The following is a 14642-nucleotide window of genomic DNA, read 5'->3' as shown; positions in this document are numbered from 1 at the left end:
TTATGATTTGTAATGAGTAATAAAGACCAAATGATATTCCAATTAGTAAAGAACAACTCGAATTTGTCTGAATAGTTTTTTAAAATCCAAATGCTAGATCCTCCATATCCTATTACCCAAAGCAAAATACAAGATAGAGAAATCACAAAGGAAAAATTAGTTAAACCTGATTCTATAGCTACGTAATAGTGTATTGTAAATAAAAAAATTATTACAATACAAAATGAAAGCCAAAAAATTAGCGAACTCATTTAATAAAACTCCTCTTTTATTTATTTTCCTTCACAGTTCGATACACTGTAGAACGACTTACTCCAGTGCTTTTAGCAATCTCTTCGCCTGTAAGTTTTTGTTCATCGTATAGAAATTTAATTTCTCTTTTCTTATGGTCAGGCAATGAAGGTCTGCCGCCTTTTCGGCCTCTTGCTCTCGCAGCTTCTAGTCCTTTTTTCGTACGTTCACTTAGTAGGTTAGCTTCAAGTTCCGCAAAAGCACTCATCATGGTAAAGAACATCTTGCCCATCGCATCTTTCGTTGATACGTTCATATCTATAATATGTAAGTCAATGCTGTTTTCATCTAACCATTGTGATAACTCAATTAATTGTTTCGTTGTACGTCCAAGACGATCTAGTTTATAAATCACTAGAATATCTCCCTCACGTAAATAATCTAAGCATTTATCAAGTTCTGTTCTATTCGTTTTACGGCCACTCGCTTTCTCGCTAAAGATACGTTCACAACCATATTCCTCAAGTGTATCAATCTGTCCATCAAGACTTTGATCTTGTGTTGATACACGTGCATAACCAATTTTAGCCATTTGAATACCACCTCTTTTAATCGTTTTATGGGTACTTATTAACGTAATCTAATTCTCGATGCAAATAAACGCGTCTCTCATCGTCTAAAAACTCATGATTTTTGATATTTATGATACATTGATTATAGCACAAGTTTATAGACTTAAATATCCAAGAAAAACCTCCTAATTTATAGTTAAGAGGTTTTGTGTCAAAAACGAATGTTTTAAAGATAACTATACTTGGCAACCATGCTAATTATTTTTAATTTTTCTTTTCAATTGATTAGCCTCTTTTGTAGCTAAATTTGAATAATACTTATTTGAAAAGAACATTTGAATAATCAAAAATGCAGCATTAATTGTCCAATATAACCCTAAAGCCGACGCCGAGGTGATTGAAATATATATGATGAATATAGGAGAAATAATCGCCATTATATAACCTATAGAACGTTGTTCTTCAGGCATATTTGCCATATTTATTAAGGGTTGTACAATGTACAAAATACCAGCGATTATAGTAATCCAAATATCAGGCTGTGTTAAGTTAAACCAAAGAAAATCAGTATGTTCAGTTAAACCACCACTCGAAGGCCATTTTAATGAAACGTACAGTCCAAATAAAACAGGCATTTGTATTAGAAGTGGCAAGCATCCTAGCATTGTCTTCATAGGATTCATATTATATTCTTTGTATTTATTCATCATTTCTTGATTCGCAGCTATTTTTTCTTCTTGTGTATGTGCATTTTTTATTCTCTCTTGTATCTTAGTTAATTCAGGCTTCACAATTTCCATTTTCTTACGCATCAAATGCCCATTTTTAGATTGAGCTAACATGAAAGGCAACATGATAACTCTAACGATTAACACGATTGCAATTATTGCTAAACCATAATTATTATCAAATATAGAACCTAACCAATGTAAAAGATGATCCATAGGAGCTGCAAAAGTATTATAGAAAAAGCTATTTCTATTTTCTGACTTTGAATAATCACAAGCTGAAAGCAAAGTGAAACTTAATAATAGTAATGCTGTTAGCTTTTTTCTATGCATCAATTATTTTCCATTCCTTTGTTATATATTCTTTGTACATCTTCTTCTATAGATTTAAAGCTATCCAAAATCATAAAATCTTCATTTTCTAAAATCCTAGAACTTGCTGTATTCAAAGTGTTTTCATAATTTGCTGGTAATCGATTTTCTAACGGTAAAGTATTTAGCCACTCATCGATTTCATTAAAAAATTCATCTTTTTGATACACAAAGTCAGTAACTAAATAATCAAAGCATTGGCAATACTGCTTCAAATATTGAATGGCTTTATTATCATCATTTTTAACATAATATAATGCAAGTTTATAATAACAATTCATACTTAGGTGTGGATACAAATAATCTACATTAAAAGCTTCATTTATATGTTGAAGCTTAGACTCTAAAGATTCTATTGGAATAGAATATAAGTCATAGGTAAGCATTAAAGCAAAATCATGCATGAAAATCATCAAAGATTGATACATGTCTGTTTGAATTACGTTTTTAGCTTTTGAGATATTGTCTTTTTGTAAATAAGCTAAGGTCAGTATTGCATTTTCACCGATTTTCAAATCAAAATCGGGCGTATTATCTATAACTGATGAATAATCTCCTTCAAACATATACATTAACGTTTGATATCCTTGTGCATGTCTTTTCAAGTATATAGATTCTGAGTTGTCCTCTGTCGTTTGAATTATTTCATGCGCTAATTTTGTAGTCTCTTTTACTTGTGCTTCATTCTCACAATACAAAATATTATTTGCCAAAATGCCTAATAATGAATTGAGAAACTTAAATTCATTGCAATGACTTATATAATAATCTCGCACTGTAGATATATATTCCTCATAACTCGTTCTATTGATCATCTTAGATAATGATATAGATACTTTTTTAACTTCTACATCTGTCATCGTAACACTATAATTAAGCAAATCATCTACTGAAATATTAAAGACTTTTGCTAGTTTTGGTAGCATTGTAATATCAGGATAAAGTGTTGCATTTTCCCACTTAGAAATAGTTGTTTTTGTTGTATTAAGATACTCAGCTAGTGCTTCTTGAGTCATTACCCGTCTTAAACGTTCTTGTTTGATTATTTTAGATACTTTAATCATTAATAACACCTCTTGTCTTTAATGTTACTAGAAATTTTAAATAAGGTATATTTCTTATATAACAACTTAAAGAAACAAAGTTTCCTAATAAGAAATAATAGCATGTTAAAAAACCATCTCTTTTAAAAGAGATGGTTTAAAAATCATTGTTGAGAATTATGTTAATAAAGTATTGTAGACATAGTGTTCTTTTCAAAATAAGAAATTCAATCTTGAATACTTCTACCTGACCAATTTTTAACTAAGACTAAAAGACATATGAACATCATTATTATACTTATAATATAAATAGACATTGTTAAAACGAAAGGGACTGAATTGTTTATAAACATGGAAGTATATCTAGTTGAATAGGTGATAGGAATATAATACCAAGATTTATCACCAAGCATTTCTATACCAAAATAAATATTAAATATTGTAATTACAACCCCTGATACCATTGAGAAAATACTACCCGTAAATAAACTAATTATGAATATTAATAGTATTATAATTATATTCATAAAAGAACTACTAGCTACATAAAACAAAGTTAGTTTTACATTGTGAGTCATCACAATAAAGTTAACTGTTGAGATTAATAAGCAAAATAAATAGTTGATAAATATATAGCTAAGTGTTGCGCAAACCCATAAGTTTCTCTTGGATTTGCCTAGTATATGGTTAAAATGACCTATACTTTCTTCAAAATGTATTACTTGATATGTAGTAATAGCAATAATTAAAGAAGATAACGCATTAAAACTAGAGGTATATTGAGAAATAGAAGTATAATTCCAGTTACCTCCTAAGTAAAGATTAATAAAAGTAATATAAAAAATTGTGAACAATGTGGGAGTATAGGTTAGTATCTGAGTACGAAATTTTAAATTAATTACTTTTAGTTCATTTTTCATTTATATTCCAACTTTTCTTAGTATTTGACATAAAGAAAATAGAAAAATAAATTATACTAATTATTATGGTTAAAGATAACGAATTTAAGTCGTTAAAATATGGGCTATCCTTACTCATAAGAGTACCATTTGGGTTTAATGATAAAGTAATTAGTGGAATTCTTCCAATATATGACCAAGGAAGAATCCAAAAGAATTTAGTAATAGTGATAAAGACAATACTGATTATAGTTAACGCAATGTTTAAAAAAATAGAAAAAAACACGCCAAAACGCTTAACAAACAAAAAATTGAGCGGTATCAGCGGTAGGCTTACAAAAAAGACTAAAAACAACGTGACTAATACAAGGAATAAACTAACTGAATTTCCACCAACCAATAAATTCCCTATCATTGCGACAAATAACATTATTATAGTATGGAATAATAAAGCAATACTCATAACTAATATTTTACTTTTAATCATCTTATTAATCGACCAGTTATTACTTACATAATAATTGAATAAGCTATTTCTTTTCTCTATACCAATCATTGAGCTACAAGAAATGCATATAATAATTGGCATGACAAAATATGGCCACAAATTAAATAATAGAGATAAGAATGGAGATAAATCATGTTGGTTAGGACTGCTTTGAGCAAATAAAGCAGTAAATAATGCGAATGCTAAAAAAAACAAAGGTGATAAAAATAATATATACATAGCGGTAGTATTTTTGAACTTTAAAGCCTCAGCTTTTAATAAACTCATACTATCTACCCCCTTTTGTTATATTAAAGAATATTTCTTCAAGATTTTCATCAGTTTTATTTTTTTCTTGATATTCTAACTTGCCATTATGAATAATTCCTATATGATCAGCTAATTGCTGTATTTCAGAAAGGATGTGACTTGAAATAATAACACTGGTATTTGACTTTGTTAAGTTTTTTAATAAGTCTCTTAATTCTTGAATGCCATAAGGATCTAGCCCATTAGATGGTTCATCTAAAACTAACAACTTCGGTTTCTTTATTAGTGCCATAGCTATACCTAAACGTTGTTTCATCCCTAAAGAAAAATTTTTCACCTTTTTTTTAGGATCAACATCTAAGTTAACAAGATCCAGAACTTTAGGTATTTCACTGAAGTCGATATTTTCATTCAATGCTACAACTTTTAAGTTGTCTTGTGCGCTCAAATGATTATATGTTGGAGGAGATTCTATTAAAGAACCAATATTGGTTAATTCTTGTCTGGTTAAGGGGGAACCGTCTAAATAGACATCACCATTTGTCTGTGGCAATATTCCACATATAATTTTCATCAAAGTAGATTTACCAGCTCCATTAATTCCTAAAAGTCCATAAACTTCATTAGGATAGACTTTTAAATTGATGTCTTTTAAAATAGTTTCTTTTTTAAATTGCTTAGTTAATTTTTGGGTTTCTATTTTATAATAATCCACAATTTAATCCTCCTTTAAGATTTAATTTATTAAAGTTTAACATATAAAAAGTATATACAGCCTAACAATATTGTTAGAATTACTAATATGTAATTTTATATTGGAATACAAGAATGTGATATATTTGTAGAAAATAGAGTTAAAGATAAGGGGGACATATATGTATCTTTTAATATTACTTTTATTGATTCTAATTATAACTACTGTGATTTTGTTTAAAAAGCATAGTAGACTTAACATTTATATTGTAGCTACAGCACAACTTATTTTCGGTTTACTATTTTTCTACTATATATCAGCAATATTTAACTTTAGTATTTATATTATAGCGTCTATGTTTATTATACTTTCCTTATCAATACTAGTATTCATAGTTTTTTTAATTTTTAATAGTAAAAAACTTCTTGAAAAAGAAGGAAGTAGATTATCAAACCTTTTGAGCCTTGGTTTATCTTTGTTGTTATTATGGATAATAGTCACATCCCCTGTTGCTTTTTTTATAAATAAATCTTTAGCATCATATATATTTGTAGTATATATCTTTATTGGGTTCTGTTGCAAAGTTAAAAATCATGTAATATTTATACTAAAAAACGAAAAATAATTAATACTAACAAAACTCTTTACTGTTAAAACAATATTTGCTTTTATAGTTTTGTATAGATGTGCATATAATTTTAACTTTGCAACAGAACCATATTGGATATGGGAAATTACTTATACTCTTAAATATCACATCAGGATTAATATTAATTATAATAAATTATATTCCTAGTATCGGTTTTATAATTTTATTTCCTGTAGCCTTTATAACAATTAGTATCAGCAATGTCTCCTTGGCTTCTATACAACAAAAAGTTATTCCGGAACATATGCTAGCTAGATTAACTACGATTATAACAAGTATTTCAGCAATTTCTTTACCCGCGGGTAGTTTTATAGGTGGCCTACTTGTAAAAAACATAGGCATTAATTTTACTCTAGTTATAGGTGGTGGGTTATTTATTATTGCAAGTTTAATTTTCTATATATCAAAACCATATAGATTATTACCACAAATCGAAAAAATAGAGTATCAACATATGTTTAAAAGTCGAGAAATTCAAAAATAATATTGTAAATTTAACGCAATAAGCGCTTATAAAAATTTATTATGTTAACTAACCATTTAATTTGCCATGTATATAGAGAATTTTTGTTCTTTATTATGATTAAAAATAGTTAAAATATACGGTATCAAAAAAGATCGTTTTTGACACAAATCCCCTTAATTTAAAATGGGTAATCGGAAAATAGTGTGGAATTTTTTATCTGAACCCCTCTTTTTACTAATCCCCCCGTTAACTTAACAAGGATTTACTTTTTAACGAATAAAAGCTAAGTCATCATTGGCAAGGGCGTCATTTAACCATTGAGGATGCATTTTCAATAAGTCTCTTGGTAAACTTTGTTGTTCAAAAAATTGAATTTCTTGTGACTCAGAAGAATTACATCGTAGTTCACCCCCAGTAATTTCAGCAAGAAAACAAGTTGTTATAAAATGCACTACTCTTCCATTTGGATAAGTAAAAACCTGAGAATCAGGCTCAGAGTACACACCTATAAGCTTTTTAATTCTAATATCTAAATTGGTTTCCTCTTTTATTTCTCTAATAGCTGCTTCAGAAACTGTTTCCCCTATTTCTATATGTCCTGAAGGAATACCCCAAAGTCCTACATCGGACCTTTTTTGCAACAAAACTTGGTTCTCCTCATTCAAAATAATAACTGCAACACCAGCTTTCAAATCATCGATCCTTTTCATACGATAAATACCTCCTAAATAATAAAAAAAGAGCCAAAGAGAAAGATTTCAACGCATAACAACTACGCTGAACCTTCCCCCTCGGACCTTTTATGTCAATAGGTGCCTTTTACATATTGTAAAAGATGTAGCCCTCGGTCACTGACCTACCTAGATAGCGGAACCCTAGCTACAGTTTTCTAGTTCATTTTTATGCTACCACAATTACTTAGAAAATAAAAGATACTCTTCAACTAGCCTGACCTTAGTTTAGCAAAAATCTACCAGCTATAATGTTTTTCCACACGATAATCCGAATACCCAAAAGATTGTGAGCGAACATGCCCAAGTTATATCTATTCATGGTTGTATGGGTGAGAAAAATGAAGTGTATATCGGTGGTAGAGATGAAGCGTTAATTACGCACATAAAACAAGTATTAAATGAAGCAGGATTCATTATAAAGGATGCACCATCTCATATTTCTGGTAAACAACAAGATAACTTTGTCAATTGTGGCAAGAATGGTATGGGAGTACAGTTAGAATTGACCGTTAACTTTAGGAAGCAATGTTTTGTTAATAAAAAATTTAATCTAAAAGATCGAGAAGATCGTTCAAATTGGTCAACTTATTTAAAAGAATTTTCGGAAGCAATGATTAAGGCAATCACATACCATAAATAGTTAACTGCAAATTGCTCAGAAGCAAATGTAAAAATTTTGTTAATAAACTAGCAAAAACTTAACAGTAATTTAAGATAGTGGACGCTAAAGTGTGGTAAATAAAAAAGTACATTTATATAGGAGGTGGAATATGTCTGATCGATTTAAGTCTATGACGGAATTAATGGATCTTACAGAGGAAAATACGGATTGGATCATTAATACTATTGAGCGAAATAGCAATGTTATAATAACTGCAATTCACGGAGGAGCTATTGAACCTGCTACTACCGAATTGGCGGAATTAACAGCTGAGAAAGGTGGTTTTGACTACTTTACTTTTAAAGCAATTAGAACAAAAGCTAATGCAGAATTACATGTGACCTCCAGAAACTATGATGAACCTAAATTAATGAAAATGATTGCTAATAATCCATACGCCATCGCTATACATGGTTGTAAAGGTGAAGATGAAACTATTTATATGGGTGGTAAAGACGAGCAATTAATGGATGCAATGACAGAAGAATTTGAAAAACTAGGGATAGATGTCAGACAAGCGCCATCACATATGTCTGGTGCACATGATGACAATATTATTAATTGTTGTAAAACTGAAAAAGGTGTACAACTCGAATTAACCTCAGGAATAAGAAAAAAATTGTTTGAAAATGGACGCTATAATAAAAAAAGTAGAGAAAACAGCAGTAATTGGACTCAGTTTATGTATGATTTTGCACAAGCAATCATTAATGCGACTAAAAACATTGCATAATATTGAAAAGGAAAATCTAATAAGTTATTATAGATTTATTATATCTATAATAGGAAGATGATGAATTTATGAAATTTTCAAAAGCGACTGATTATGCTTTACACGCATTGTTATTTATGGTTAATAACCAAGGGGACCAAAAAAAGATTGGTTCTGTTGCAAAGTAAAAAAATATAGCTAACCACTAATTTATCATGTCAGCGTTCGCTTAACTTGCTAGCATGATGCTAATTTCGTGGCATGGCGAAAATCCGTAGATCTGAAGAGACCTGCGGTTCTTTTTATATAGAGCGTAAATACATTCAATACCTTTTAAAGTATTCTTTGCCGTATTGATACTTTGATATCTTGTCTTTCTTACTTTAATATGACGGTGATCTTGCTCAATGAGGTTATTCAGATATTTCGATGTACAATGACAGTCAGGTTTAAGTTTAAAAGCTTTAATTACTTTAGCCATTGCTACCTTCGTTGAAGGTGCCTGATCTGTAATTACCTTTTGAGGTTTACCAAATTGTTTAATGAGACGTTTGATAAACGCATATGCTGAATGATTATCTCGTTGCTTACGCAACCAAATATCTAATGTATGTCCCTCTGCATCAATGGCACGATATAAATAGCTCCATTTTCCTTTTATTTTGATGTACGTCTCATCAATACGCCATTTGTAATAAGCTTTTTTATGCTTTTTCTTCCAAATTTGATACAAAATTGGGGCATATTCTTGAACCCAACGGTAGACCGTTGAATGATGAACGTTTACACCACGTTCACTTAATATTTCAGATATATCACGATAACTCAATGCATATCTTAGATAGTAGCCAACGGCTACAGTGATAACATCCTTGTTAAATTGTTTATATCTGAAATAGTTCATACAGAAGACTCCTTTTTGTTAAAATTATACTATAAATTCAACTTTGCAACAGAACCTTATTACTCATATATGCTCCTTTAATAAATAATCAATTTCGAAATCAGATTATATAAATATATCATATGATAATATCCAAAGAGACTACTTAAAATATTATCTTTTTGCATTCCTATGCACTATGATGTTATAATACATTTAACGAAGATTATATGCATATATGCACCAATCCCCTCACTATTTGCGGTAGTGAGGGGATTTTTTGATGCGGCTTAACGTCGCCTTCTATTTATTGCGTTTACTACTAAGCCAGTAAGTAAAATACGCAACTGCACAGCCACTAATGACTGGTGCAATGATGTGAACGAAGATCATAAGCATATGAAGCACCTCCTTCCGTCGAAAATATCGCCGGAAGTTAAGGCGACTCTATTATTATATCATCTGTAAACACGTAAGCATATCTACTTCCGATAAGTTGAATTATGTATTTTAATTACATTAACATTTCTTATCTTTTTTAGAAAAATAATTTAATAAAAGTATTTTCGCCCTATTATTCTTTTTATCTATACTATCAATAATCATTGAAAGTATCCCAAAGCTTAAAAAATAATAGATATTGTAAATTATTAAATTTAACATTGCAGCGCTTGAATCATTCAAAAAAGTAATATTAGAGATGATAGAATATAACAATGTTAGTACAATTGTAAATACACTCAGTATCAACCATGCTATTTTTTTCTTTTTATGTTCTTTAGAGAATATAAATCTTTTATAAAAAATTTATTGAATATACATGCTATTTCTTCAAATTTTTCTCCATGATGATTATAGTATCTATAATGTAAGCTCTTATATAATCTTCTTAAAAGATAATCTACATCTTGACTATTAATCTGTTTTTCTATATCTCTAACTGTATCTAGTCTAATCATTTCTTCATAATAATTTCTATTAAAACTGCGTTTTATAAAATACCGTTTATCTTTATCTATAAAAACAATGAAGAAATTCAATGATTTTTTTATTAATAATATGCACATTAAGTAATACACAAAAAGAAGAGCATATGTAGTGATAGATAATATAATAGAAAGAAATTCGTCTTTTATTTTTAATAAAAGTAAATAATCTATAAATACTGGAATCATAAAACATATCCCAACAATAAGGATATTCATCAATAATATAAAATAATAATCAACCTTTTTTTCAAAATCCACAAATTTTAATAATGTCTTAAACGCATGTACTACAATTGCTACCATGATATGCTCCTCTTTTCGACTTAAACAAGTAATTCTAAATTTTTAATTAATTTAATTTCAAACTCTTTATTTCAGCTTTTCAATAACATCCCTAATCTCTTCTTTTAATTTTTCATCATTTTTATAGCCTTTCAAATTTATATATTCCGCATCGTTTTGCACATACTTTAAGAAGTCTTTAAATGTATTCACATAGCCTGCATAATGATAATATTGCTCTTCTAGATTATCGAAATCTTCTCTTGTCACTTCATATTGACCATAACCTGCCATAAGTTGCTTTTTAAGATCTTGATTCTCTTTTTCAAGTGCATCAATGCGTTCATCGGCAGGATATACAACCGTCGGTTTAATCCGATTACCTAATGCAGTAAGTCGTGTATATGCCGTTGGATTTAAATCTCTGATTTCAGCAAGTTGCTTTACTTTTTCGTACTCGGCTTCAGTTAAATTGATATTGATTGTTTTAGCTTTTTTATGATTTTGATTTGGCATTGATATCCCCTCCATAACTAAGTAAATACTCAAAAAATAAACACTATTTTTATTGAGTGATTGCTTAGTTACTATTTTAACATATGAGGGGATATTTAATGAGTAATTACTAATATTAAACTTCATTTAAATAATTAGTAATTACTCACTGTTTAACGCGCACATTTTTGCGCGTTCCACTAAGCAAATACTCATGAGTATTTGCTATTTTTTCGCAGAAAAAATCCCAAGGGGCTTGGGGGATTTATCCACCAACAAGCAGGGTATCTAGGCACGAAGTGGCTAGCATTCCCATTGCTTGCCAAACCTCTGAAACGATGTGAGGAAGATTGTATTATGTTATAATACAATCAACGGAACAACGTGTCTTTCGTTAGAAAGCGAGGTGGAATTGTGAGCGAACGTAAAACAATGACTGAAGGTAACGAAGCTGTCGGGAAAAACCAAATCCCCGACCGCAAGGCACCGAAACAAATTAGTTTTCGTGTGAGCGAATCCGAATATTCAAAGTTACAGGCTTCGGCTGAAACTTTGAATATGAGTGTGCCTTTGTTTGTTAAAAACAAAGCACAAGGGGCTCGATTAGTGGCGCCCAAATTAGACAAAGTCACGCGCCAATCGATGGCCAAAGATATGGGTAAGTTGGGGAGCAACTTAAACCAAATCGCGAAAGCTTTAAATACGTATGGCGAACGCGCAAATATGGAACAAATGCAACAAGATATCGCCATCATGCGTGAGGAGTTGAATCATATATGGCAACAACTAAAATAAGTGCTACGAAATCAACATCACGAGCCATTAACTATGCAGAAAAACGCGCTGAGGAAAAAAGTGGTTTAAATTGCGACATCGATTATGCGAAAAGTGCGTTTAAAGCTTCTCGCGAAGTTTACGGTAAAACAGACGGCAACCAAGGTCATGTGATTATCCAGTCATTCAAACCAGGAGAAGTGACCCCTGAACAGTGTAATGCCCTCGGTTTAGAACTCGCCGAAAAAATTGCCCCTGATCATCAAGTTGCGATTTATACGCATAGTGATACCGATCATGTGCATAATCATATCGTGATTAATGCCATCAACTTAGAAACAGGTAAAAAATTCAATAATAATAAACAAGCACTTAAAGACATCAGACAAGCAAATGATGAGGTCTGCCGTCATCATGGTTTATCTATTCCCAACAATCAAGCAGAAATGCGCTACACCCAAGCTGAACAAAATCTCATAGATAAAGGGAAATCGTCATGGAAAAATGATATCCGGTTAGCCGTTGATGAAACACAAGCGACAGATATGAAAAGTTTCCAAGAACAATTACGTCCGAAAGGCATCATTGTTGAACGTGTGACGGATAAAACCATCACATATAGACATATAGAAGCAGATAAAAAAGTACGTGGCAGCAAACTAGGTGATATTTATGACAAAGGAGGCATTACACATGGCTTTGAAGCCGAGAAACAACGTAGAAGAAGAAAATACGAATCAAAATCAACAACTCCTGAACGAACTCCAACAGATCAATCAACGCATAGACAATCTAGAACAACGCTTAACTGGTCATCTTTCGACCAATCAACCCAAGCCCTCTTCAATGAACGAAAACGTCGTGAACGAGCTGAAAGAGCAGAACGCGAAGCTCGGGAACAGGATGATCGAGCTCGAGCAGCGAGAGCAAAACAGATCGAATCAGAACCAACAATTAGTAAGCGAACTAAAGGCTTCGACCTCGAACTTTAAAAACTACTTAGATAAAACAGAAACCAAAGTGATTAAAATTTCCAATCAAATGTTAGCAAAAATTGATACCAAACATATAACTGAGGATGTCGCAAAGGCGTTTAGACAAGAAAAAGATGGGATGTATGAGGATCTTAAAGGGATTCGAATGGCCAACCAAGAACATCATGAAGTATTGAACAACAGTTTAAAAGAAAATCAAAAGTTGAATAGTACGTTTAAATCAAGTATCAAAAGTATGACGCATGGTATTGGTGCCCTATACTTCGTTATTTTATTAATGGCCTTAGTTTCCATTGTGACTGGTCCGATTGGAAACGTTTTAGGTATTGATAACATGTACAGTGCCTTACATCATACGATTACACATACACAATCAGTATGGGGCTACTTATGGTATATCGCTTATATCGTCCCTTATATACTCTTTATTTTAGTTTTATGGGCTTGTTTAAGTCTTTTAAGACTATTTGAAAAGTAAAAGTTAAAAAATTATTAAGTCAGTAAATAAATAGGCATTCATCGATAAAATCGATGAATGCCTATTTCAAAAAGAACGTTATTTCTATATAGTATCAAGACAAGAAGAAACTCGTTTTCAACTCGTTTCTAAAAACCCAAATACAACCAACTTTATAAATATGGATTTCCGTATTTTTCACAATACTTATAAAAACCAAACCTATTCATAAATATTGTCTTTTCAATACTTTTATCAGAATCAAAATCAATCTCTCTTAAAATTGATTCAGTAAATTCAAGTGATGCTGTACCATTTGCTGTTATAAGCATATTATCAACAACACTTTGCTTTTCTAAAAATTCATTCTCAGGTTTATATTTTTTATAATTTTGCCAAATATAAACCGAATTACCAGTATGTTTATATTTGTTTAAAAAACCATTTCTAGCTAAATAATCAACTGCTCCACATATAGCACCAATTACTATATTTTTATTAAATGCTTCCTCAACAAATTTTAAAAGGTTCTCAGAATCATTATCCCAAGAATTACCTCCAATCATAACTAACAGATCATAATCTTTAGGTTCATCCCCAATAATATAATCTACCAAAACAGAAAAACCACCTAAAGAAGATACATTTTCTTCAACAGAAATAGTGCTTACAGACCAATTATCATCTTGATTTAAAATTGAAGATAAATATGCTCCTTCCCAATCTGCAAATTCATCTAGTAAAAGAAATAAAGCTTTTTTCAAAATTAAAAACTCCTTTTATTTTTAGATTAATAAACCTTATTGCTTTATTCCAATTGCTTTATTGACGTTGAGCCTCGGAACCCTTAACAATCCCAAAACTTGTCGAATGGTCGGCTTAATAGCTCACGCTATGCCGACATTCGTCTGCAAGTTTAGTTAAGGGTTCTTCTCAACGCACAATAAATTTTCTCGGCATAAATGCGTGTTCTATTTTTTGTTTTCTGAAGGTTTCCAAAATAAAACCACAGCCATAAAAAATAAGAAATAAATAATAAACCAAAAATCTAAATGACTTTGATTTATTTGCTGATATATAAAAACAAACATCAAAATAGACAGAAGTAATTGCACAGAAAAACGTAACCACATAAAAATATAACCTCCTTTTTTAAAAAACTTTATCACAAGAACTATTTGAATTTTAAATGCCTTTATTTTGAATTTTAAGGGGGCATTTTAAAGATTTAGGGGTAAATCATATAGTT

17 protein-coding genes and 1 pseudogene are annotated in these 14642 nt (G+C 30.6%); 6 read left to right on the top strand and 12 right to left on the bottom strand.

Going from position 1 to position 14642, the window contains the following annotated elements; genetic code table 11:
* Positions 1-268: 268 nt before the first annotated feature.
* From NGI30_RS00085 to NGI30_RS00065, 6 genes are all read right to left on the bottom strand, one after another.
* Positions 269-823 carry a recombinase family protein gene (locus NGI30_RS00085; protein ID WP_073346426.1) on the bottom strand — a complete coding sequence of 185 codons (555 nt, stop codon included), beginning with the start codon at positions 821-823 and terminating at the stop codon, positions 269-271.
* A gap of 234 nt (positions 824-1057) precedes the next feature.
* Positions 1058-1864: a membrane protein insertase YidC gene (gene yidC, locus NGI30_RS00080; RefSeq protein WP_049428060.1), complete on the bottom strand. Its 807-nt coding sequence runs from the start codon at positions 1862-1864 to the stop codon at positions 1058-1060.
* Positions 1864-2967, bottom strand: a complete 1104-nt coding sequence (locus NGI30_RS00075; protein ID WP_251942372.1) for a helix-turn-helix domain-containing protein — start codon at positions 2965-2967, stop codon at positions 1864-1866. Before NGI30_RS00075 ends, yidC begins: the two co-directional genes overlap by 1 nt.
* A 206-nt stretch (positions 2968-3173) precedes the next feature.
* A complete protein-coding gene (locus NGI30_RS11480) occupies positions 3174-3866 on the bottom strand; it encodes a BsaG family lantibiotic immunity ABC transporter permease subunit (protein WP_049428056.1) in 693 nt (230 codons plus the stop codon).
* On the bottom strand, positions 3856-4620 hold the full coding sequence (locus NGI30_RS00070; protein ID WP_049428054.1) for a lantibiotic immunity ABC transporter MutE/EpiE family permease subunit: 765 nt from the start codon (positions 4618-4620) through the stop codon (positions 3856-3858). Before NGI30_RS00070 ends, NGI30_RS11480 begins: the two co-directional genes overlap by 11 nt.
* A 1-nt stretch (position 4621) precedes the next feature.
* A complete protein-coding gene (locus NGI30_RS00065; protein ID WP_251942371.1) occupies positions 4622-5317 on the bottom strand; it encodes a lantibiotic protection ABC transporter ATP-binding protein in 696 nt (231 codons plus the stop codon).
* A gap of 836 nt (positions 5318-6153) precedes the next feature.
* Between NGI30_RS00065 and NGI30_RS11425 the strand changes: the two genes are divergently transcribed.
* Positions 6154-6429 carry a hypothetical protein gene (locus tag NGI30_RS11425; RefSeq protein WP_353505247.1) on the top strand — a complete coding sequence of 92 codons (276 nt, stop codon included), beginning with the start codon at positions 6154-6156 and terminating at the stop codon, positions 6427-6429.
* 251 nt (positions 6430-6680) lie between these two features.
* Here NGI30_RS11425 and NGI30_RS00055 read toward each other — a convergent pair whose 3' ends face one another.
* Complete coding sequence (locus NGI30_RS00055) at positions 6681-7121, bottom strand: NUDIX domain-containing protein (RefSeq protein WP_002476233.1); 441 nt, start codon at positions 7119-7121, stop codon at positions 6681-6683.
* 295 nt (positions 7122-7416) lie between these two features.
* Between NGI30_RS00055 and NGI30_RS00050 the strand changes: the two are divergent.
* Positions 7417-7785: pseudogene (locus NGI30_RS00050) on the top strand (poly-gamma-glutamate hydrolase family protein); the annotation flags it as partial.
* Between the two features lie 130 nt (positions 7786-7915).
* Complete coding sequence (locus NGI30_RS00045) at positions 7916-8539, top strand: poly-gamma-glutamate hydrolase family protein (RefSeq protein WP_107386234.1); 624 nt, start codon at positions 7916-7918, stop codon at positions 8537-8539.
* A gap of 208 nt (positions 8540-8747) precedes the next feature.
* Here NGI30_RS00045 and NGI30_RS00040 read toward each other — a convergent pair whose 3' ends face one another.
* The 4 genes from NGI30_RS00040 to NGI30_RS00025 form a co-directional block, all read right to left on the bottom strand.
* Positions 8748-9422 carry an IS6-like element IS257 family transposase gene (locus NGI30_RS00040; protein ID WP_048787266.1) on the bottom strand — a complete coding sequence of 225 codons (675 nt, stop codon included), beginning with the start codon at positions 9420-9422 and terminating at the stop codon, positions 8748-8750.
* 282 nt (positions 9423-9704) lie between these two features.
* The gene (locus tag NGI30_RS00035; protein WP_002441941.1) at positions 9705-9800 is read right to left on the bottom strand and encodes a type I toxin-antitoxin system Fst family toxin; all 96 of its coding nucleotides are present in this window, start codon (positions 9798-9800) and stop codon (positions 9705-9707) included.
* Positions 9801-10156: 356 nt separating this feature from the next.
* Entirely contained in the window at positions 10157-10693 is a 537-nt protein-coding gene (locus tag NGI30_RS00030; protein WP_251942369.1) for a hypothetical protein, read from the bottom strand.
* Positions 10694-10759: 66 nt separating this feature from the next.
* Positions 10760-11188, bottom strand: a complete 429-nt coding sequence (locus NGI30_RS00025; protein WP_057534308.1) for a plasmid mobilization protein — start codon at positions 11186-11188, stop codon at positions 10760-10762.
* Between the two features lie 393 nt (positions 11189-11581).
* Between NGI30_RS00025 and NGI30_RS00020 the strand changes: the two genes are divergently transcribed.
* Genes NGI30_RS00020 through NGI30_RS00010 form a run of 3 tightly spaced genes read left to right on the top strand, consistent with a single transcriptional unit; the run spans position 11582 to position 13414 of the window.
* Positions 11582-11962: a plasmid mobilization protein gene (locus tag NGI30_RS00020; protein ID WP_046838087.1), complete on the top strand. Its 381-nt coding sequence runs from the start codon at positions 11582-11584 to the stop codon at positions 11960-11962.
* Complete coding sequence (locus NGI30_RS00015) at positions 11944-12933, top strand: relaxase/mobilization nuclease domain-containing protein (RefSeq protein ID WP_070039660.1); 990 nt, start codon at positions 11944-11946, stop codon at positions 12931-12933. Before NGI30_RS00020 ends, NGI30_RS00015 begins: the two co-directional genes overlap by 19 nt.
* 28 nt (positions 12934-12961) lie before the next feature.
* The gene (locus NGI30_RS00010; RefSeq protein ID WP_057534294.1) at positions 12962-13414 is read left to right on the top strand and encodes a DUF334 domain-containing protein; all 453 of its coding nucleotides are present in this window, start codon (positions 12962-12964) and stop codon (positions 13412-13414) included.
* A gap of 152 nt (positions 13415-13566) precedes the next feature.
* Here the strand turns inward: NGI30_RS00010 and NGI30_RS00005 are convergent, their stop codons facing one another.
* Positions 13567-14157, bottom strand: a complete 591-nt coding sequence (locus tag NGI30_RS00005) for a type 1 glutamine amidotransferase family protein (RefSeq protein ID WP_107385207.1) — start codon at positions 14155-14157, stop codon at positions 13567-13569.
* Positions 14158-14642 lie beyond the last annotated feature (485 nt).

The organism is Staphylococcus sp. Marseille-Q5304 (assembly GCF_943737015.1).
GTDB classification, from domain to species: Bacteria; Bacillota; Bacilli; order Staphylococcales; family Staphylococcaceae; genus Staphylococcus; species Staphylococcus hsinchuensis.
This window is presented reverse-complemented; position numbering and strand designations above follow the sequence as displayed.

Bases quoted from the DNA above. Each gene is read 5' to 3' on its own strand.
- NGI30_RS00015 (WP_070039660.1), top strand. From the start codon at position 11,944: ATGGCAACAACTAAAATAAGTGCTACGAAATCAACATCACGAGCCATT.
- NGI30_RS00070 (WP_049428054.1), bottom strand. From the start codon at position 4,620: ATGAGTTTATTAAAAGCTGAGGCTTTAAAGTTCAAAAATACTACCGCT.
- NGI30_RS00085 (WP_073346426.1), bottom strand. From the start codon at position 823: ATGGCTAAAATTGGTTATGCACGTGTATCAACACAAGATCAAAGTCTT.
- NGI30_RS00055 (WP_002476233.1), bottom strand. From the start codon at position 7,121: ATGAAAAGGATCGATGATTTGAAAGCTGGTGTTGCAGTTATTATTTTG.
- NGI30_RS11480 (WP_049428056.1), bottom strand. From the start codon at position 3,866: ATGAAAAATGAACTAAAAGTAATTAATTTAAAATTTCGTACTCAGATA.
- NGI30_RS00035 (WP_002441941.1), bottom strand. From the start codon at position 9,800: ATGCTTATGATCTTCGTTCACATCATTGCACCAGTCATTAGTGGCTGT.
- yidC (WP_049428060.1), bottom strand. From the start codon at position 1,864: ATGCATAGAAAAAAGCTAACAGCATTACTATTATTAAGTTTCACTTTG.
- NGI30_RS00040 (WP_048787266.1), bottom strand. From the start codon at position 9,422: ATGAACTATTTCAGATATAAACAATTTAACAAGGATGTTATCACTGTA.
- NGI30_RS00045 (WP_107386234.1), top strand. From the start codon at position 7,916: ATGTCTGATCGATTTAAGTCTATGACGGAATTAATGGATCTTACAGAG.
- NGI30_RS00075 (WP_251942372.1), bottom strand. From the start codon at position 2,967: ATGATTAAAGTATCTAAAATAATCAAACAAGAACGTTTAAGACGGGTA.
- NGI30_RS00030 (WP_251942369.1), bottom strand. From the start codon at position 10,693: ATGGTAGCAATTGTAGTACATGCGTTTAAGACATTATTAAAATTTGTG.
- NGI30_RS00025 (WP_057534308.1), bottom strand. From the start codon at position 11,188: ATGCCAAATCAAAATCATAAAAAAGCTAAAACAATCAATATCAATTTA.